The organism is Nocardia transvalensis (assembly GCF_015477765.1).
GTDB classification, from domain to species: domain Bacteria; phylum Actinomycetota; class Actinomycetes; order Mycobacteriales; family Mycobacteriaceae; genus Nocardia; species Nocardia transvalensis_A.
Genome location: NZ_JADLQQ010000001.1, coordinates 648,592 through 667,497 on the forward strand (window position 1 = coordinate 648,592; position 18,906 = coordinate 667,497).

15 protein-coding genes are annotated in these 18,906 nt (G+C 62.8%); 8 read left to right on the top strand and 7 right to left on the bottom strand.

The genetic code is table 11. The features are described 5' to 3' along the window. The first annotated feature begins 190 nt into the window (after positions 1 to 190). From IU452_RS02950 to IU452_RS02975, 6 genes are all read left to right on the top strand, one after another. Complete coding sequence (locus IU452_RS02950) at positions 191 to 1,279, top strand: DUF7373 family lipoprotein (RefSeq protein WP_324192407.1); 1,089 nt, start codon at positions 191 to 193, stop codon at positions 1,277 to 1,279. Between the two features lie 13 nt (positions 1,280 to 1,292). Beyond that, positions 1,293 to 2,528, top strand: coding sequence for a DUF7373 family lipoprotein (locus IU452_RS02955; RefSeq protein ID WP_195107274.1), 1,236 nt, complete (start codon positions 1,293 to 1,295; stop codon positions 2,526 to 2,528). A gap of 43 nt (positions 2,529 to 2,571) precedes the next feature. Further along, positions 2,572 to 3,741: a DUF7373 family lipoprotein gene (locus IU452_RS02960; protein WP_195107275.1), complete on the top strand. Its 1,170-nt coding sequence runs from the start codon at positions 2,572 to 2,574 to the stop codon at positions 3,739 to 3,741. Between the two features lie 122 nt (positions 3,742 to 3,863). Next, the gene (locus IU452_RS02965) at positions 3,864 to 5,393 is read left to right on the top strand and encodes a serine/threonine-protein kinase (protein WP_195107276.1); all 1,530 of its coding nucleotides are present in this window, start codon (positions 3,864 to 3,866) and stop codon (positions 5,391 to 5,393) included. 183 nt (positions 5,394 to 5,576) lie between these two features. Beyond that, positions 5,577 to 6,695, top strand: a complete 1,119-nt coding sequence (locus tag IU452_RS02970) for a DUF7373 family lipoprotein (RefSeq protein WP_195107277.1) — start codon at positions 5,577 to 5,579, stop codon at positions 6,693 to 6,695. Between the two features lie 8 nt (positions 6,696 to 6,703). After that, positions 6,704 to 7,864 carry a DUF7373 family lipoprotein gene (locus IU452_RS02975; protein ID WP_195107278.1) on the top strand — a complete coding sequence of 387 codons (1,161 nt, stop codon included), beginning with the start codon at positions 6,704 to 6,706 and terminating at the stop codon, positions 7,862 to 7,864. A gap of 90 nt (positions 7,865 to 7,954) precedes the next feature. On the opposite strand, the gene IU452_RS02980 is transcribed toward IU452_RS02975, so the two are convergent. From IU452_RS02980 to eccCa, 3 genes are all read right to left on the bottom strand, one after another. Continuing rightward, the gene (locus IU452_RS02980; protein WP_195107279.1) at positions 7,955 to 8,239 is read right to left on the bottom strand and encodes a WXG100 family type VII secretion target; all 285 of its coding nucleotides are present in this window, start codon (positions 8,237 to 8,239) and stop codon (positions 7,955 to 7,957) included. Between the two features lie 43 nt (positions 8,240 to 8,282). Next, positions 8,283 to 8,585 (bottom strand): WXG100 family type VII secretion target, encoded by a 303-nt coding sequence (locus IU452_RS02985; protein ID WP_195107280.1) that lies wholly within the window; start codon positions 8,583 to 8,585, stop codon positions 8,283 to 8,285. 333 nt (positions 8,586 to 8,918) lie between these two features. After that, the gene (eccCa, locus tag IU452_RS02990) at positions 8,919 to 12,953 is read right to left on the bottom strand and encodes a type VII secretion protein EccCa (protein WP_195107281.1); all 4,035 of its coding nucleotides are present in this window, start codon (positions 12,951 to 12,953) and stop codon (positions 8,919 to 8,921) included. Between the two features lie 158 nt (positions 12,954 to 13,111). Between eccCa and eccD the strand changes: the two genes are divergently transcribed. Together eccD and mycP are read left to right on the top strand one after the other, a co-directional pair. Further along, positions 13,112 to 14,578 (top strand): type VII secretion integral membrane protein EccD, encoded by a 1,467-nt coding sequence (gene eccD, locus IU452_RS02995; RefSeq protein ID WP_195107282.1) that lies wholly within the window; start codon positions 13,112 to 13,114, stop codon positions 14,576 to 14,578. A gap of 266 nt (positions 14,579 to 14,844) precedes the next feature. Continuing rightward, on the top strand, positions 14,845 to 16,065 hold the full coding sequence (gene mycP / locus IU452_RS03000; RefSeq protein WP_228816293.1) for a type VII secretion-associated serine protease mycosin: 1,221 nt from the start codon (positions 14,845 to 14,847) through the stop codon (positions 16,063 to 16,065). 84 nt (positions 16,066 to 16,149) lie between these two features. Here the strand turns inward: mycP and IU452_RS03005 are convergent, their stop codons facing one another. The 4 genes from IU452_RS03005 to IU452_RS03020 are packed head-to-tail and all read right to left on the bottom strand — an operon-like array spanning position 16,150 to position 18,846. Further along, a complete protein-coding gene (locus IU452_RS03005) occupies positions 16,150 to 16,425 on the bottom strand; it encodes a hypothetical protein (RefSeq protein ID WP_195107283.1) in 276 nt (91 codons plus the stop codon). A 38-nt stretch (positions 16,426 to 16,463) separates the two neighbouring features. Continuing rightward, positions 16,464 to 16,655: a hypothetical protein gene (locus IU452_RS03010; protein WP_195107284.1), complete on the bottom strand. Its 192-nt coding sequence runs from the start codon at positions 16,653 to 16,655 to the stop codon at positions 16,464 to 16,466. Beyond that, positions 16,652 to 18,538, bottom strand: coding sequence for a hypothetical protein (locus IU452_RS03015; protein WP_195107285.1), 1,887 nt, complete (start codon positions 18,536 to 18,538; stop codon positions 16,652 to 16,654). The genes IU452_RS03010 and IU452_RS03015 overlap by 4 nt, the downstream gene beginning before the upstream one ends. Beyond that, positions 18,535 to 18,846 (bottom strand): hypothetical protein, encoded by a 312-nt coding sequence (locus tag IU452_RS03020; RefSeq protein ID WP_195107286.1) that lies wholly within the window; start codon positions 18,844 to 18,846, stop codon positions 18,535 to 18,537. The genes IU452_RS03015 and IU452_RS03020 overlap by 4 nt, the downstream gene beginning before the upstream one ends. Positions 18,847 to 18,906: the final 60 nt, after the last annotated feature.

Genomic DNA, 18,906 nt, shown 5'->3' on the forward strand with positions numbered 1-18,906 from the left:
GAACCTGACCTGGGCGGGTGTCTGAAGTAGGATGCCGCGAGACCTACACGAAGAGGGGGAGGGCGTGCAGCTCACGAGATCAGCTCGGAGCCGGATGGTGTCTGCCGTCCTGGTGGCGGGGGCGGTTGGCGTGATGACGGGTGGGTGCGGTGCGGAGGTTTCGGGCCGAGCCGTTCGGGTGGTACCGGATGTGTCGCAGCTCGACGTGGGGAACTATCCAACCAAACCTCGGCTGATCGGGAATGCCAAGAACCTCAAGCAAGCTCGGGTTCGGGAAGCTCAGCGGTTGGCCGACTTCGTCGCGCTGCCGTCGGAGGCGGATCCGACCTACACCGACAACGCGGTCGGGCCGTTCAAACCACGTGTGGTGCTCAACCGTAAGGGAATGGGCGATCTGGTCATCAACGACACATTCGATGAGGTCGCCAAGGATCTGGTTGCTGGGTGGACGAACGCGATGGCGACGGACGCAGCCGATCCGGACGCCCCTCGGCGTATCTTGTCGATCGCTGTCTTGGAGTTCCCCGAGGCCAAGATCGCGTCGAGCGTAGGACCGGCGCTCGAGCACGACGACTTCACCTACAATCCGGAAAACCAGCCGGTAGAGATCCCGAAATATAAAGATGCCAAAGCCCATTGGCGGCCGAACGTTTCATCGATCGGGTCATGGACGGTGCACGATCGTTACGTCATTTTCATCAAGGTCGTCGACGATACCTCCGCACCTGACCTGCCTGCCTTGGTATCTCAGGTCGAACGCATGCTGGATGTCCAGATTCCCTTGCTGAATAAGTTCGTTCCAACACCCTCCGATCAACTCGAGAAGATTCCACTCGACCCCGGTGGTCTTCTGGGGCGCACGCTTCCGACCAGTTCCGAAGAGCAACTACGTGCCGATCCGGACGGAGTCTATACCGGCCGGGGCGTTGCCAGCGGAATGAAAGAACAAAATTTGGATTTCATGAAGGACGGCGATATCGACCTAGTCGCGTTCGGAGACGGAGCCGTCTTCCGTAGCAGATCTGAGAAGGGTGCTCTCGCACTCTGGAACAAGTGGCGGCCCTCGACACGTCCCGAGCCCGATCAGAAACTGGTTGCGGCGCCGAAAGGCCTGGGAAGCCATGTCGAATGTTACGCGGACCTCTCCAAAGATGGCGCGCCGATCATGAACCTCTGCGTACTTCAAGTGGACCGATATGTCGTTCAGACGGCGGGTAAGCAGTTGCAGAACCTACACCAGAAGACGGCCGCCCAGTATGCCCTTCTTACCGCCGAATGAGGGTGCGGCCACAGTGAACAATAATCTCATTCGCAAGAAACCTTTGTGGATCGCAGGGACTGCGATTGTGCTTGCCGTGTTGTTGATCGCCGGGTTCAGCAGCTGCTCCGCCGGAGTAGCCGGACACCCGCAACCCGGCATGACGCCCGTCGATATAAACAAATTGAAGACAGGCTCCTTTACGACCCAGCCGACCACGTTCAAGCCTAGATTAGTAGGAACCACCGAATTTCGTCGCATCGAGTCGAGGAGAATGCTCGGCTACCTGATCCACTCTTTCGATGTGGACCCTGACATCACCGACTGGGGCCCGGTGAAACTGATAACCTCATCCGCTGACCTGGTCAGTCCCGATGGCATTCCCAGCCAGTACCAGCCGGTAGGCGATAAGTATCAAGTGCTTGCAGGCGTATATGCATCCCGAACGAACGGCGACCTTCGGGGTAGGAAAAAGCTCATTGTATCCATCCTCAGGTTTCCAACCGAGGCCGACAGTCATGGCGCAGCGGAAGAGTTCGATCGGATAACGAACTCCGAACCGGGTCGCCATCCGATCGACATCGAAGGCTACCCCGACGCCCGTACTAGATCATCGAACGACGCACTTTCGATATCGACTATCGCACGGGGACCCTACATGGTTCTCATAAATGTCGGCATACCCAAGCCGGATAAGTCTGCGCTCGCGAATGTCGTGAAAAAGACGATAGACCTCCAATTCGCCAAACTGGACAAGCTGCAACCCACACCTCTGGACGATATTCTCGATCTCCCGACCGATCCCGACGGGATCATGCGCAGGGCAGCTCCGGTGTCGAAAGACGCCTTGGAATCAACCGACCAGACGGATGTGGGTCCGCTCGATCCCGATGCCGAACTGCACTACCAGCGCAACCCCATAGAAGTGAAGAAAGCGTTCGAAGAGGGCGGAGTGGACTTGGTCGGCCGCCGGGGCGGGATCGTCTACCGCACGCGCGATCTGGCTGCAGCCTTCCGCCTTCAGAGCGCCCTCTCTCTCGCCGGGAAGGACGATGACATACTCGAACCGCCTCCCGGATTGCCGGATGCGAAATGCCTGAAATATGATTCACGTGATCCGAACAGGAGCTACAACGCTCAGTGTGTAATCGTCTACGGCCGGTACGTCGCCGTTGTCTCGGACACGATTCCTGCAGGCAAGCTGATCCAGACATCCCTTTACGAACGTGCCGCTGCGCAGTACGCGATTCTGGAGAAGGCCGAGCGATAGAATGAAATCATCTAGGTTCGTATCTTGCCTGGCCGCACTTTCGATGATGCTGCTCGCGGGAGCCTGCGGCGGAGACAAACAAGCATCGCCCCCCACAGCACCGGCCATCGATGTGACAAAAATCGACTCCGGAAACTACACCGCTGAACCGATTGACGTCCAGAGGATTCGAAACGATCAATCAGGTTTCATCCAGGAGGCCATCAGGATTGGCAATGCCATGCCGACGGCAATGGACGTCGATAGTAGGTTCATTTACGAACCGCACCGGTTCTTGTCCCGTTTTTACACACCCAAAGAACCACCCGAGCTTTCGACTGTAGAAGAAAACAGCGATGACTTCCATAAACTCGCGCCCGGGTTCATAGCGGGCTGGTACACCCAGGGCCAGCGGCGTGAAGAGGACAAGTTGGGCCGCTACGTCCTCATGCGTTCCTTGCGGTTCTCTAATTCCGATCAAGCAAATGCAGCGGTGCAGGCTCTATCGAACCGGGAACAAGGCGATCCGCTCCAGATACCCGGCTATCCTGCCGCCGTGGCGGCACTACATCAAGCTAAACTGTACGGAGGGGGTTTCACCAGCTCTTGGTTGTCACGTGGCGACATGGTTTTCCATGTCCGCGTCAATGACCCCGTCAGCGTACCGCTCGATCCCGCTCCGCTGATCGAGTTCACCAAGAAAGCATTCGACAGATGGATCACCATGTCGGATGCGTATTCGCCCACTCCACCCGACGAGATCGAGTCATTGCCGCCGGACGTCGACGGGTTACTCAGCCGTACTCTGCCCTTCGACAAGAACACACGCCCTGTGGGCGGTCAAGAGCCGGCAGGCGTCTATCCGAGACAAGCTGCCCTACATTTCGCCAACCGCCCGGACCTCAGGAAAGCCGCCTACGACGATGCGGGAGTCGACTACGTCGCGGTCGGCAGTGCATTGGTGTACCGGACGCGGGACTCGAGAGCTGGGGCGAGGCTGATCGCCGCGCTGGTGAACGAAGGCGCAGACAGCTACGACAAGATCGATGGCCCGCCGAATATGCCGGGCGCCCAGTGCTTCAAAGCGAAGCCGGAAATCGAAAATTCCTGGACTGCTCCACCAGCCTGCTACATCGCCTATGACCGGTATGTAGCTACTGTACGGGGCTCCAATTTGCAAGATCTCTATCAACGCACTGCAGCCCAGTACAAGCTCCTGGCTTATGGCCGTTGACACTTCGGCATCCCGATGGTCCTCGCACTTCCGCACGGCCACCGCATGCCGACCACAGTGCTAGGTTTCTTTCGAGCGAGCTGGCCCCGCTCGGGGTGTCGGACAACATGTAGGAGGATCGAATGCCGTTGCAGCCGGGCGCAATCGTAGGCGGCTACCGGGTGCTTCGGGTTCTGGGCAGCGGCGGTATGGGGACTGTGTATCTGGCTCAGAACCCTACCCTCCCCAGACGTGACGCCTTGAAGGTGCTGAGCGCCGACCTCTCGACCGATCCCGAGTTCCGCGCTCGCTTCGAGCGAGAAGCGAATCTAGCCGCGGGACTTGATCATCCCAATATCGTGACCGTCTACAACCGAGGCGAGGAGCACGGACAGCTCTGGATCGCAATGCAGTACGTCGAGGGCACAGACGCCGCTGAGGAGGCCAAGAAGGGGCCGGCGGCCATGCCTGCGCAGCGCGCTCTCCGCATTGTCTCCGAGGTGGGCAAGGGCCTGGACTACGCGCACCGCCGCGGCCTGTTGCACCGCGACGTAAAACCCGCCAACTTTCTTCTCTCGACTGCCGACGGTGACGAGGAGCGCGTGCTCCTGACGGATTTCGGCGTCGCAAAGTCTGCGGAGGACGGGCAGGACCTCACCACGACCGGGCAGTTCATGGCGACGGTCGCCTACGCGTCACCGGAACAATTGACCGGTGATCGGCTGGACCACCGTTCCGACATATACAGTCTCGGCTGCTCGTTCTACCGGCTGTTGACGGGGCAAAATCCGTACCCGGCACCTATGCCCGCAGTCGTCATGATGGGACACCTGCACGAAGCTCCGCCCAAGATCAGCGCGATCAGGCCGGACCTGCCCGCAGGGTTGGACGGTGTTATCGCGCGAGTGATGTCGAAGGATCCGGCGTACCGATACAACAGCTGCCGGGAGTTCGTCCAGGACGCCGAGGCCGCGTTGTTCGGGGCTCGTCCCCAATTCCCCGCCCAGATATCGCATTTCAGAACCGATCCGCGGGCACCGGTCGGTTATCCGCCGCCACGGCGGCAAGATACGAACGAGCACCTCATCGAGACATTGAGGAACGGCGGCGCCACGTCGAACCCCAGCCGGCGCAAGACCCTTACTTGGGCATCGGCAGCGCTCATCGCGATTCTGGCGGTGGCGGCCGGTGTCTTCTACTTCACGACTCAGGGAGCACGGTCACCTGCTACGGGCGGGAGTGATGAGCTCGCTCAGGTCAGGAGCAAATATCCCCAGTTCGACGGAAAGTCGGTGACGGCCTTCAATTATGGGAACGGGACCTTGTCTGTCGTGCTCACGCCGAGCGAGCAGTCAAAGTTCCTCCAGGGCATCGGGTTTCGCTACGCCAACAAGTACAAGGCTGTGGGAGACGAGAAGTCTCCACGTCAACTCTCGGCCGGCGGCTATAGTTCGGATTTGATCGACTCCGACGTCGTTATCATCCTTCGCACCGACGACAAGGCCGGTAACGGCGGCCTCGGCGGTCTCCCCAGCAAGCTCCTGCCTACCAATGCAACGGTCGTAGCGATCGACGACCCATCAGCAATACAAGCCTTCCAGGTCTGGACCGACCAGTCGACGAAAACATTGATAGACAAGATGGTTCCGGCAATTGGGAAGGTCGTCACCTAAACGGTCTCGGATACAGCCCGAGACTTACACAAGAAGGGGGAGAGTGTGGAAGGGTGCCGGACAAATAAGTCCGGGCGGGCTGTCGCCGCCTTCAGAAGATGGACCGTCATTTTCCTCGTCGGAGGGCTGCTCGGGGTACTCACTGGCTGTGGCGTCTCAACCACAGGACACCCCACACCGGGAATGACTCCTGCAGATCTTTCGAGGCTGAATACCGGACCGTATACCGGGGCTCCAACTGATTACAAGCCCGAGATCCGGACAAAGGACGATGTGTTCGCCATAGAATCGAGACGGCTGCTCGCTTACCTAGTCGCGCCGGACGAAATAGATCCGGATATCAACGTGCTGGCCAATACTCGAATCCTGAACACTTCGTACGGCACCTTCAACGACGTACTCGGCGTGATGCCCTCGTCTTTTCAGCCGGTTGCCGAGAGAAACAACATGCTGGGTGGGGTCTTCACCTCCAGAACAAACGGTAGCATCCGCGCGAAAAAATCCTTGAATATAACTGTCATGCGATTCCCGTCCGACAGCTCCGCGCGAACTGCAGCCGCAGAGTTCGAGCAGGTGATAACAACCGGGAACCCCCTTGCCCTCTTGATCCCTCTGACCACCAACGGCGATACCCATGCAATTTTGTTTTCCGACTCGAGCGGAACTCTATTTGCCCAACACGGCCCATATATGATCACTGCGCTGCTCGCTCTCCCGCAGCCGGATCGCACGGCGCTCACGCACGGTCTCAATAAGACTTTGGAGGCTCAGACCGCAAGATTGAATAATACGAAACCGACGCAAACGGATGACATGCTCGACCTGCCGCAGAACCCCGAGGGAATCATGCGCTTGGCGCTGCAACAACCGAACAAGGGAGGCGACGCCTGGCTGCAGAAGGAGGCCATAGGATTTTATGCTGCGGCCGGAGCCCTGCATTTCGAGCGCGACATCACCGGTCTGCGTCGGATCTTTGCAGAGACCGGAGCCGATCTGGTTGCATGGAACGACGGAACCGTATACCGAGTTCGGGATCTTGCATCCGCGTTCAAACTGCAGGCTGCCCTGACAAAGTTGGGGCGCGACGACGAGGAGATTCCCAACCCTCCGGGTATCACGGACGCACGCTGCATCAAACTGGACGTTAAGGAGCCCATTCGCGACTACATTTACATTTGCGCCGTGGTCTATGGACGCTATGTTGCGGTTGTTGGCGCGAGAAGAGGTTTCTCCGAAGTCGCCGATCCTTCCTTTTTCGAGCGCGTCACCGCCCAGTACTCCATACTCGCCAAGAGCGGATAACCACTCCGATGAATCCACGCCTGATGATTGCCCTCTGCATTACGTCGGCCATGCTGACCGGCACAGTTGGATGCGGAAAACCGTCACTGGAATCGTCTCCCACTGTTGACGTCGCCAAGCTCGATTCCGGAAATTATCCGGTTGTTCCGCAGGACGTGGCGACTACCAGGGACGAGAAGGCAGGCGCGGTCCAGGAGTCGATCCGCATGGCCGAACATATTCCGCTCGCACATGACATCGACAACCGTCTGGTCTATGGCCATCGGAAAAGTTCCGCCCTTACCCCGACTTTTCCACCGCGCCTGAATAGCCAGGCGAATTTCAACGACCTGGCCCCAGGGCTGGTGGCCGGCTGGAGAACCTACGGGGAAAGACACAAAGAGCTTCTCCTCGGCTTCCAGGTCGAGGTACGCGTAATGCGATTTACGACAGCAGAACAGGCCGCGCGAGCGACCGAAGTGGTTACTCACGATTCCGATGCGAAGTACCCACCGAAAGGAGCTGTCGATATCCCTGGGTATCCGGAATCGCGAGCTGTCGTCGATCCGTTCGCCAGCGTCCGGACAATCGTCGCGCGCAATAACTACATGGCTTACACCTACGTTAGCAATAACCTAACTATACCTCCGGATCCGACTCCTCTGATTAATTACACAAAGAGCTACTTGGATCGACTATTCGATTCTCTCGAGAACTATAGGCCTACCGCGGCGGACAAGCTGAGTGAAGTGCCTGCGGACGTAGACGGATTACTGGGCCGAACGCTTCCGACTGACGGGCCGTCTTCTAGCGGCGGAGTATATACGCTACACGCAGCCCTGCATCGGCATCTGAATTCCGAGCTATCGAAGAGAGCCTTCGAGGATGCTGGAGTCGATTTGGTGGCGGAGCGAGCCGCTACGGTCTATCGCACCGCAGATCCCGGAGCCGCCAAGCGGCTCCTCGCCACATTTGTTACCGAACGCGCCGATAAGTATCAGCCGATGGACGGGCCGCCCGGGCTCCCGTCCGCCAAATGCCTGAAGACGACCGATCAGGTCGCCATCGATGGCCGCTATATCTGCTACTTCCCATACGGCCGATTCGTAGCCGAACTGGCCGACGACCAGCCTCAAAACCTCTATCAGCAAACTGCGGCACAATATAAGCTCTTGGCGTCGGGAAGCTGAATTCGTCACTCACCACTGACAATGAGCTGCGGCCGACCGGTATCCTGAACTGATACCAGTCGGCCGCAGTCGTACAAGCCGAAGCAGAACTCAGAAGCTCTGTCCCAGAGAGGCATCCAGTGCGATGGCATCGGCCACGGCCTGGTCCGACACGTCGATCAGCTTCTGCAGCATGGCGAGGGTGTCGGAAAACTCCTGCTTCCACGCGATGTGGGCGTTATTGAAGCCGTCTGCGGCCGCACCCGTCCAGATTGCCAACAGGTTCTTGGCCGACGATTCGACATCGTTGTTCGCGGCCGTGAGACCGCCCAACTCCGACCGAAGCTGCTGGAGACCTGGGGTGATGACAGCCAGGTTGTATTCTTTTACTGACATTTTCTACTCCGTTCCAAGTCTAATGTTCGACTACCGCCGACAATCACATCCGCAGCGCGCCGATGGAGCCGCTGGACTGGTCCTCGCTTGCATTGGTCTTCTTGATAACAGTGGTGAGAGTGTCGCTGATGTCATTCAGACGAGCATTCAGGCGGATACCCTCCTGCTTCCAGCTGTCGGCAACACCCACGAATGCGTTGTACGCATCACCCTTCCAGCCGGCCTTCATTTCCTCGGCCGTTGCGGTCACCTTGTTGATGTGCGCGCGCATTCTCTCGATGGCATCCACCACCTGCTGGGCGCCCCGTGCAATCGCCTGATCATCTACATGCGTTGGCTGGCTCATTGAAGTCCCCTTCCCTGGGTATAGCCTTGGATCGGTCCGGTCAGATGCTTAAGCACCTCGGTCCTCTTCATACTGATTCGACGCACTGATGACGTCGTTGGTTCCCTCGACTTCCGAAGTCTCGAGATCCCCTCCGGAAGCGCAGCGTCGATCGTCACCTGATCGCGTGCGGCCTGGACAGGATCGCACCCCCCTTCGTGGTTCCGACGCACCGTGGTTCGTGGCCGTGGTCGTGAGTATATGCATGTCGAATGGGGGGCCACCAGCGATTGGGACCGGCCCCGGCACTCGGGGTGCGGGACTTTTGGTCGGGGCTGGCGGCCCGGTCGACAGTCATGGCATCGAGCTCCATGCCGCTTGGAAAAGGTTGTTACCGGCTCGCGTGATGAGAGTGCCGCGGCCGGGCGGCATCTCACTCGGCCGGACATTTCCGAGCAGCTGGCCTTCGTCGCGATTGCCGCTCATGATCAGGCCCGTGGTGCCCACGTCGCGCATGCGCGACAGGACCGGGTCGTACATCGCCCGCGAGGCGCCGCCCGAACGGCGTGCCACGAGCAGGTGGAAGCCGATGTCCTTGGCGTGGGCCAGATATTCCACCAGCACGCTGATCGGATTCGCCGTGGAGGTCACGACCAGGTCGTAATCGTCGACGAGCACATAGATATCGGGGCCCGACCACCACGATCGGTCGCGAAGCTCCTGCTGGGTGACGTTCGGGCCGGGCATGCGGCTCTTGAGGATGGTGGCCAGCTCGGACATCATCGTCTGCAGCACCTCGTCCGAGGGTGCATATCCGGCGAGATGTTCGGTCTCCACCAATCCGAGCATCGTCCGACGGTAGTCGGCGATGATGAGCTTCGCCTGGCTCGGCGAATTGGATTGCACGATGCCCTGGCAGATGACCCGCAGCAGGTTCGTCTTACCGCATTCGCTGTCACCGAGCACCAGGAAGTGCGACAGCTCGTCCATATTGAGGAAGACGGGCGCCAATTCGGATTCGTTGAGCCCGATCGGGATCTGAGTGCACTTGCGCGTCGGATCCATTCCGGCAGGCCAGCCGTTGAGCATCTGGAGCAGCTGCTCCCTGGTGAACAGATCCGGCAGCATTCGCACCGCTGGGGCCGGGCGCCCCGGCGTCCGTGCCGCTATCTGGGTGACGGCATTCGCCACAGCCATGCTGAGGTCGGTCGGATCGGAACTTCCGTCTACTCGCGGGAGAGCCGTGAGCATGTGCAGATGCTCCGGCGTGATGCCGCGGCCGGGGCGGCCCTGCGGGACGAGGGCGGCGACCTTGCGGCCGAAGTCGGAGTCCATCGGGTCGCCCAGGCGCAGTTCGATTCGGGTGCCGATCTGGTCCTTCAGTGCCGGGCGGGCCTCCATCCAGCGGTTCAGCGAGATGACGACGTGCACGCCGTAGGACAGACCCTGCGTCGCCAGATTCATGATCGGCTGCTCTAGGGCGTCGAAGTCCTGGCGGATCGACCCGAAGCCATCGATCACCAGGAACACATCGCCGAACGGATCCTGATGGGCGCCCGCTGCTGCCGGGCTGCTGTTCGGATCCATCCCTCGCAGACGGCGGAAGTCGGCCATCGACTCGATGCCCAGCTGGCGGAAGCGCAATTCGCGCTGCCGGACGATGGTTTGCATCTCGGCGACCGTGCGGCGGACCTTGTCCGGATCCAACCGAGCCGCGACCGAGCCGACGTGCGGCAGTCCCTCGAGGCTGGCCAACGTGCCACCACCGAAGTCCAGGCAGTAGAACTGCACCTGCTCGGCGGTGTGGGTCAGCGACATCGCCATGATCAGTGTGCGCAGCGCGGTCGACTTACCCGACTGGGGACCACCGACGACCGCGACATTGCCTCGGGCACCTGCGAGGTCGACCGTCATGACGTCGCGGATCTGGTCGAAGGGGCGGTCGACGATGCCGATCGGGGCGGACAGGGTGGCCGCACGGTTGTAGTCGCCGGTGAGGATCGAGCGCGGGCTGAGCTGATCGAGGGTAGGGGGCTCGTTCAGCGGGGGGAGCCAGATCTCGTGCGCCGGGCGGCCGTGGCCACGAATGCGGGAGACCAGCATCTCCAGGTTGGAGATCTTCTCGCCCTCTTCCTTCGCTTCCTCGACCACGACCTGCTGGGGCATGGGGACGCGGTCGCTGGCACGGAACGGGACCTGGTCGGCGGTGAACTGACGTGCCTTGATGTCGATTTCGCCGCCCGCGATACCGGCCTGGGTGATCTCGCGTTGCGCACCGCCGCCGACGTACGGGCCGGAGACATAGGACGCCTGGAAGCGGACGATCTCGCCCGCGTCGGTCTTCAGGTAACCGCCACCCGGGGTGTTGGGCAGGTTGTAGGCGTCGGGCACGCCGAGGACCTGCCGGGATTCGTTGGCGGAGAAGGTCTTCAGGCCGATCCGATAGGACAGGTGCGCCTCCAGGCCCTTCAGCCTGCCCTCCTCCAGACGCTGCGAGGCCAGCAGCAGGTGCACGTGCAGCGAGCGGCCGAGGCGGCCGATCATCACGAACAGGTCCGCGAAATCGGGGTGCTGGGCGAGCAGTTCGGAGAACTCGTCGAGCACCACGAACAGCGCCGGGAGCGGGTCCAGCTCGGCGCCGGACGCGCGGGCCTCCTCGTATTCGGCGACGTTCTTGAAATTGCCGTTCGTGCGCAGCATTTCCTGGCGGCGGTTCATCTCACCCTTCAGGGCGTCCGCCATACGATCGACGAGATCGGCCTCTTCCTCGAGGTTGGTGATGATCGCCGCGACGTGCGGAACGCCTTCCAGGCCGAGGAAGGTGGCACCGCCCTTGAAGTCGACCAGCACGAAGTTCAGCTGATCGGGCGAGTGCGTGGCCAGCATCGACAGCACCAGGGTGCGCAGGAATTCCGACTTACCCGAACCGGTGGCGCCGATGCACAGGCCGTGCGGGCCCATACCGTTCTCGGCGGCCTCCTTGATATCCAGGTACACCGGCAGGCCATCGGTTCCGACACCGAACGGCACCCGGAGCCGATCGCGGTTGTAGCGCGGTTTCCAGGCGGTGGCCGGGTTGAAGGTTCCGATATCACCCAGGCCCATCAGCTGGGACCAGGACGAAATCACTTCGGTCTCTTCGGCGACGACCTCACCGCCGCGCTGGACCGGCGCAACCCGGTACGGCGCCAACCGCCGCGCCGCCTGCTCGGCCTGCCGCGCACTGATGCGGTCGATCATCGCGAAGCGCTCCATATTGCCCGTGGCACCGCGGCCCACGCATTCGCCGTTCTCGACGACCATTTGGATGCCGCGCGAAACCGCCAGGCGGGGGGCGTAATTGCACAGGTCGATGATGGTGACGCCCTCGTAGCCGGATTCGCGGAGGTGATCCTCCTCGGCCTCGAGCAGGCCGCCGTCGACGACGATGACGATGTGCACCAGGTTCTGGTTGGCGGGCTGGTTACGCGAGTAGCGGACGCGGTTGTGCAGCAGCGGGTTCAGGCCCGCGGCCATCGCACGGATCGAGCCGTAGACCATGCGCTGGGCGCCGACGCCGTCCTGCGCCTCCGGATGCTGGGTGTGCGGCAGCCATTTGACCCATTCCCATTCGCGGGAGGTGTCGGCGCCGCAGACCACCGCGACCAACACCTGGTCGGGCGCCTGGAACATGCATAGCTGCAACAGCAACGCGCGGGTCATATCGCGGGCCTGGGCGCGGTCGCCGTTGAGTTGGATCGTCGCGAAACCCTTCACCGCGACCGCGGTCGGCAGGTCCGGGACCGTGGAGTGGGTGCGCACGAACCGGCGCAGCGAGACCGCGGCGATCGGCTCGAGCTCCTCGACCGGACCGGTTTCCGGTGCGACCAGGCGGGTTGCGAGTCGCTGACCGCCCAGGCCGATGCGGGCATGGCAGAAGTCCTTGTCGCCGGGGCGGCGTTCCCACATGCGGCTGGTGCCGGCGAGCATCCAGATCAGTCCCGGCTCCGGGTGACTCCACTCGACGGCGGCGCGCTGCTGTTTGGCGGTCTCGTCGACGTCCTTGCGGACCTGGTCGAGATAGCGCAGATAGTCCTTGCGATCCTCGTTGGCCTCGGCCGCCTTCTGGCCCTTCCCGCTGCCCTGGCCGGCGAACATGCCGATCATCGAGAAGACCATCATCATCGGGAACATCATGTTCATCGGGTTGGAGGCAATACCTCCACCGCGAGTGAACAACAGGGCCATCATCCCGACCATGCCGACGATCATCACGACGGGCATGAGTTTGCTGATGAGGCTGGCCGGTATCGCGCGCGGAATCTCCGGCGGCGGCTGCAGCGTCACCTCGCCGCCCGGAGACCGTGGAACCTCCCGGCGCTGACGACGCTGGAACCGGACTGTGCTCATCGACGGAAGTTCCCCCTTCGGCGACTGTACTGCGGCCTCAGTGTAGAGGGCCGCGCCGACATGTCGTACAGTTCGGGCAGCATTCTGCACGGACGGCCGCGGGACCGCAAACCGGTGCGCTTGCGGAAACACGAGGTAGAGACGAGGTTGGGGGAAGCGTGACGCACGCGCGACTTGATCACATCGAAGAGGATGCGAGCCGCGGCATCGTCCGCGCACCGGACCTGGCACGGGTCACGATTCTGGCCAAACACACCCAGGTCGATATGGCGATTCCGGTCGACGTACCGGTTGCGCTGGTGATTCCCAGCGTGGTCGACATGGTTGCCCAACACAGCCGCACCAATGATTTCGACAACACGGGCGAACAGTTCGAACCGGCCGAATGGGTGTTGGCGCGCATCGGTCAACCGCCCTTTTCGAATTCTTTGAGTTTGGGCGAGCAAGGCGTGCGCGACGGCGAGTTGCTCATGCTCGAAAGCGCCGATCACGTGGCGCCGACCCCGCTGTTCGACGACATCATGTACAACGTCGCGATTGCCGACGCCGACCATTTCCGCGCATGGTCGCCGAAGGTCGCGCGAATCACCGGTTCACTCATCGCGATTGCGACAATGTTGGTCGGCTGCCTCGGTCTGCTGGCCGCGCCCGACGCACTGCCGGGCTGGATTCCGGGCGCGGTGGCGGCCTTCATCACACTTCTGCTGGTCGTCGCCGGCACCGTGCTGAGCCGCATGTACGGCGACCGCACCACGGCGCTGGTCCTCGGCGGCTGCGCGCTGCCCACGGCGTTCACCGCGGGCATGTTGTTCGTGCCCGATCACTATGGCTGGGCGAATCTGCTGCTGGGTTCGGTGCTCGTGGGTGCCACCGCGGTGCTCGCGTGGCGGGTCAGCGGCGTGGGTCTGGCGTTGTTCATCGGCGTGACAACCCTTGCGGTGTTCGCGATTCCGGCGGCGCTGGTGGGACTGCTGACCGCACAGCCGGTCAAGGCGATCGGGGCCGTCGCGGCCGCGCTGGCGCTGGGCGGGCTGGCGCTGGCGCCGCGGGTGTCGATCCTGCTGTCGAAGCTGCCCTTGCCTCCGGTGCCGTCGCCGGGCACGCCGATCGATCCGACCGAGGACGATCCGGACGATCATCGCGCGCTGCCCTCGCTGGAGGCGTTGCGCGCGAAATCCGAACGCGCCCGGATGTATCTGGCGGGTCTGGTCGCCGCCACCACGCTGGTGACCGTCGTCGGCGCGCTGGCCGCCGTCGATGCGAAGGCGACCACGCCGTACTGGCCGGGCGTGGCGCTGGCGCTGGTGTGCGCGGTGGTCCTGATGTTCCGCAGCCGCACCTACGCGGGCGCCGAGCAGGCTGTCGTGCTGATCGCCGGCGGTGCCGCCATCCTGCTGACCATGATGATCGGCGCCGCCTTCACCCAGGAGCAGCCGCTGGCGGTCTTCGGCGCCGCCATGGTCATGCTGATCGGCGCACTGATCCTCGGCATCATCGTCCCCAACCAGCAGGCCACCCCACCCATGCGCCGGGCGGTGGAACTGCTCGAATACGCCTTCGTCGCCGCGGTGGTGCCGCTGGTGTTCTGGGTGGCGGAGCTGTACGCGCTGATTCGGTCGCTCTGAGCGGGTTGGGGGCAGAGGTGTTCGGGCACAGGGGCAAACGCGCGGTGGACAGGCGCGATGCGCGTAGCGGAATGACCGGTCGGCAGAGTGCGCGCCGGGCCGCCGGTGTCGTGCTGGTAGCAGCCATGGCAGGTCTGTCTGCCGCGATCGGCACTCCCGCCGCTGCCGCGGTGGGACCACTGCCGCTGGGTTCAGCGCCGGTACCCCCGGACGGCCCTCCCGCTCCGCCGAGACCGACTGAACCGACCGATGCCTGTGTCCGGTCGATGTCGACGAAGTCGCCGGGAGTCCCACCCGCGCAGGCATATCTAGGGCTCGCCGACGCCTGGAAGTTCAGCCGAGGTGAAGGGCAAAAAGTCGCCGTAATCGACACCGGTGTCAACCGGCATCCCCGACTGCCGAATCTCGAACCGGGCGGGGACTATGTGAGCACTGACGACGGTACCGTCGACTGCGACGGGCACGGCACGGTCGTGGCCGGTCTCATCGCCGGACAACCGTCTCCCGAAGACGGATTCTCCGGCGTCGCACCGGCGGCGCAGATCATGGCCATACGTCAAACCACTCAATATTTCCGTGAGAAAGGTGCTGCGCCAAAGGATCCCAACAACCCCACGATCGGAAATTTTGGCGATATCAACACACTCGCGTCGGCCATCCGCCATGCGGCCGACGCGGGTGCCACGGTAATCAACATCAGCGAAGTTGCCTGCGGGCCGCCCACTCTTTACGACCCCAGTGTGGGCGCAGCCGTGCAGTACGCCGTGCAGGTAAAGAACGTAGTAGTCGTTGTCGCCGCAGGAAATGACGACAATAAGGACTGCCTGGGAAATACCGGCATCGACCCGTTGAATCCGGCCGCGGATCCGTGGGACAACGTCAAGGCCGCGGTGAGTCCTGCCTGGTACGACCGCTACGGACTTGTACTCGCCGTCGGATCGGTCGACCTCAATGGGCAACCATCGAAATTCACCATCCCCGGTCCGTGGGTCGGTGTCGCTGCCCCCGGCGAAGACATCGTCAGCCTGGACCCCAACTCTTCCGGCCTGACCAATCAGTTCCAAGGACGCAACGGACAACCGAATTCACTGCGCGGCACCAGTTTCGCCGCACCGTACGTAGCGGGGGTGGCAGCGCTCGTACGCGCCCGCTTCCCCGAACTGTCAGCGCAGGAAGTCATCGAACGCATCCAGGCCACCGCGCACCGGCCGCCGGACGGCTGGAATCCCTGGCTCGGCTTCGGCATCGTCGATCCCGTTGCGGCACTGACGCATCAGGTCGACCCGAACATTCAGCTGGTGAAGAAGCCCACCAGCCTGGTCAACCGGTCGACGCAGCTGCCGGTGCCCGCGACGCCTCCCCCACCTGACCATACGGCACGGAATGTCGCGCTGATCGGTACCGGCATCGTCGCCGTGCTGGTGATCCTCGGGTACCTGGCTTCGTTCCCGGTCCGCCGCATGTTGGGCGTCCGCGAGAACGAGTAAGAATCGCCATACGGCACAGTCGGATACAACTGTGGGCCGCCTTCCGACGGCCCACAGCTACCAGAAAATCTCACGGCCTGATGGTCAGGGCCAGGGATTCTCCCTGACGTACAGCCCCCACGACCTGTTTTCCACCCATTCGTATGGCTCACAGTAGTAGGTGATGCCGGGCGCGGTCGAATCCTGATGTTGGCTCTGATACTCGGCATTTCGCTGCGCGGCAGCCTGGTCGCAGGCTTCCGGACTGCCGAATTTCGCAATCGGATCCGCGGATGCCGACCCGGCATTGATCAGGCAGATCCCCCCGATTACGGCCACCGACGCAGCAAACGATGCCAGTGCCGAGACTCTCTTACTCATGCAATCTCCTTACCCCCATCATCAGACGGCAGGTGCCGTCATATGTTTGGACGCGCCGATGCTGCGGACGGTTCCACCGCTACGTCTTCGATAGGCTCGGGCTCGAGTATTCCCAGTCGGGCGTTGGCGTCGCGCGCCTCGTCGTCGATTTCCTCTATGCGGTAGCGGATTCGGCGGACCTCGGTGGCGTGGTCGTCGGCTATCTGTTCGATTTTCTGGGTCCAGGTCACGGCTGTTTCACCTCGGTCTCGGGGTCCTGCGGGGGTGAATCGATGATCGGTGGGGCGTACTGGACCTTTGAGCGGTGGTCGGTCTCGTCGTCGGTGCGGGAGGCAGAGGCCATTGCCGGGGAGCCGAAGAAGCCGCTGGGTTGGGTTGCCGCCGTGGGGGTGGCGGGGGCAGCGGTGGATAGAGCGGCGGAGTCGGCGGACGCATAGGACGCCTGTGCGGTTGGTGGCTGGGATGTTCCCGGTTGCGGCGGTCGTCCGGTTTCGGTGCCTCCGGTCTGGTGCTGGGTCTGCGCGTTGCTCGTGGGTGGTTGGGCCTGCGGATTGTTCCCCGGCTGCTGCGGGCCGGGCTGTTGCTGACCCGGTTGTTGTTGGCCCTGTCCGTTGCCGTGGCTCTGGCCGTTGTCGCCCGGTTGGCCCGAAGGCGGATGGCCGGAGGCGCCCGTCGACGCGTCTGTCGGGTTCACATGGTGATCGATCATCTTGTCGATCCGCTCCACGACGTCGATGCCTTCCTTCATCAGGCCGGTGATGCCATCGGTGCCGATGACGGACTTGAATGCGTTGCCGAAGCTTTCGGCGGTGGAGCCGACGGCTTTGAGTGGATCGCCGAGATGGGTCAGGATGTCCGGGACCTTGCCGGTGATCTGGCTGGTCGCCGTGATCACGTTGGCGATGTCGCCAGGGCGCCAGACGCCCTCCTTGCCCATATCGCCTGTGGTCGTGGGCATCTTCGGGGTTTCCGGTATGACAGTCTTGGAGGGATCGGTGGCGGTCTTCGACGGGTCCGTGCCGGTCTTGGACGGATCGGTGCCGGTCTTCGACGGGACCGTGCCGGTCTTCGACGGATCCGTGCCGGTCTTCGACGGATCCGTATTACCGGCGATGAAGCTGGCATTGGTGGTAGCGGGCTGCTGCGGATTGGTGTCGGTCGGCATGGACGCTGAAACCTGTGTCGCTACCGGCACATCCGCCGCGGCCGGCGTCACTGCGGCCGGGCTGGTGGCGGCAGGCTCGGTGCCGTCGGTGGGTTTGCCGCCGCTGAACAAGGTCTGCGTGACTGCGGGCACCGCATTGTCGCCGAGATCCGTTGTCGCCGAAGGCGTTCCACCCGGCGAGTTGTACGGGGCGGCGGAATTCACACTCTCCAGCGCGCCGGCCAGCTGGTCGTAGATCCCGGTCACCGCGGTATGTGTCGCATCGGTCAACCCGGTGTACGCCTGAACCGTGCTGTCCACGGTCGGCACGAACACCCCGTTCAGCCATTGCTCGCAATATGCCTTCGGGTCGCCGGAGGTGAACTCGGGGAGCACCTGCTGCACCAATTGGGTCTGCGCGTCCGCGTCGGCCGCCGCGCCGAAATTCCCTCGCGCATAGGCGATGATCTTGTCGACCTGCTCGCCGGATTTGCCCGCCGCATTCTTGGTGGAGAGATCGGTCCGGACGGCGTCGGCCTTCGTGCGCACGACCTCTTCCAGTTTATCGGCCGCCGTCGTCACCGCCTGCGCGACGCCGCCCAACGCGTCGCGGTCCGCTGCCACCTGGCCGCTCACCGTCTGCGCGTGCTGGACCGCGCTGTTCGCACCTTCCGAATCGCTCCACCGCGCGGGGAGTTCGGCGAAGCGCGCCTGCTGGATTCCGATTTGGTCGCCCACGGTGCCCGAGAGCTGCTGACGGAGCAGGGTCGCGAAGGCGCGCAGCGGATCCACGTTCATCCCACGCTGCTGGTCGTAGCGCGCGGTCAGCGAATTCTCGTCCTTCCCTTGCGGATTCGTGCCCGTCCAGTCGCGATAGCGCGGGACGAACGTGGTGAAGAACCGCAAGCCGTCGCGGCCCGAGTCGAGGATCTTGTCCACGCCCGTGACCGACGCCTCCCCCGACCTCATACCAACTCACTCCCCACCGCCGCCAGCGCCGCGGAGGACGACCGGTCGACGTTTTCGTTCGACGCCGCCGCCCGATCGAGCGCGGTACCGGTGTCGTGCACGCAGTTCGCCCACGCGTACAGGCGCTGGCCGATGCCGCCCAAGGCCCGTCCGATCCGGTCGCCCTGCGTCCGGTACTCACTACCCGCATCGGCGGCCGCGAAGGCCTGCACCGCCCCGGCGATCTGCCGGGCGCTGTCGTTGACGACCTGCGCCGACGACTTCAACTCGCGCGCAATCGCTTGCGTCGCTGGAACATCCATTCTCATTGGGCCCTCCCCCGTCCGCGCACCTGCGTCCAACGATCTCAACAGCAGGCATCTGCGAGG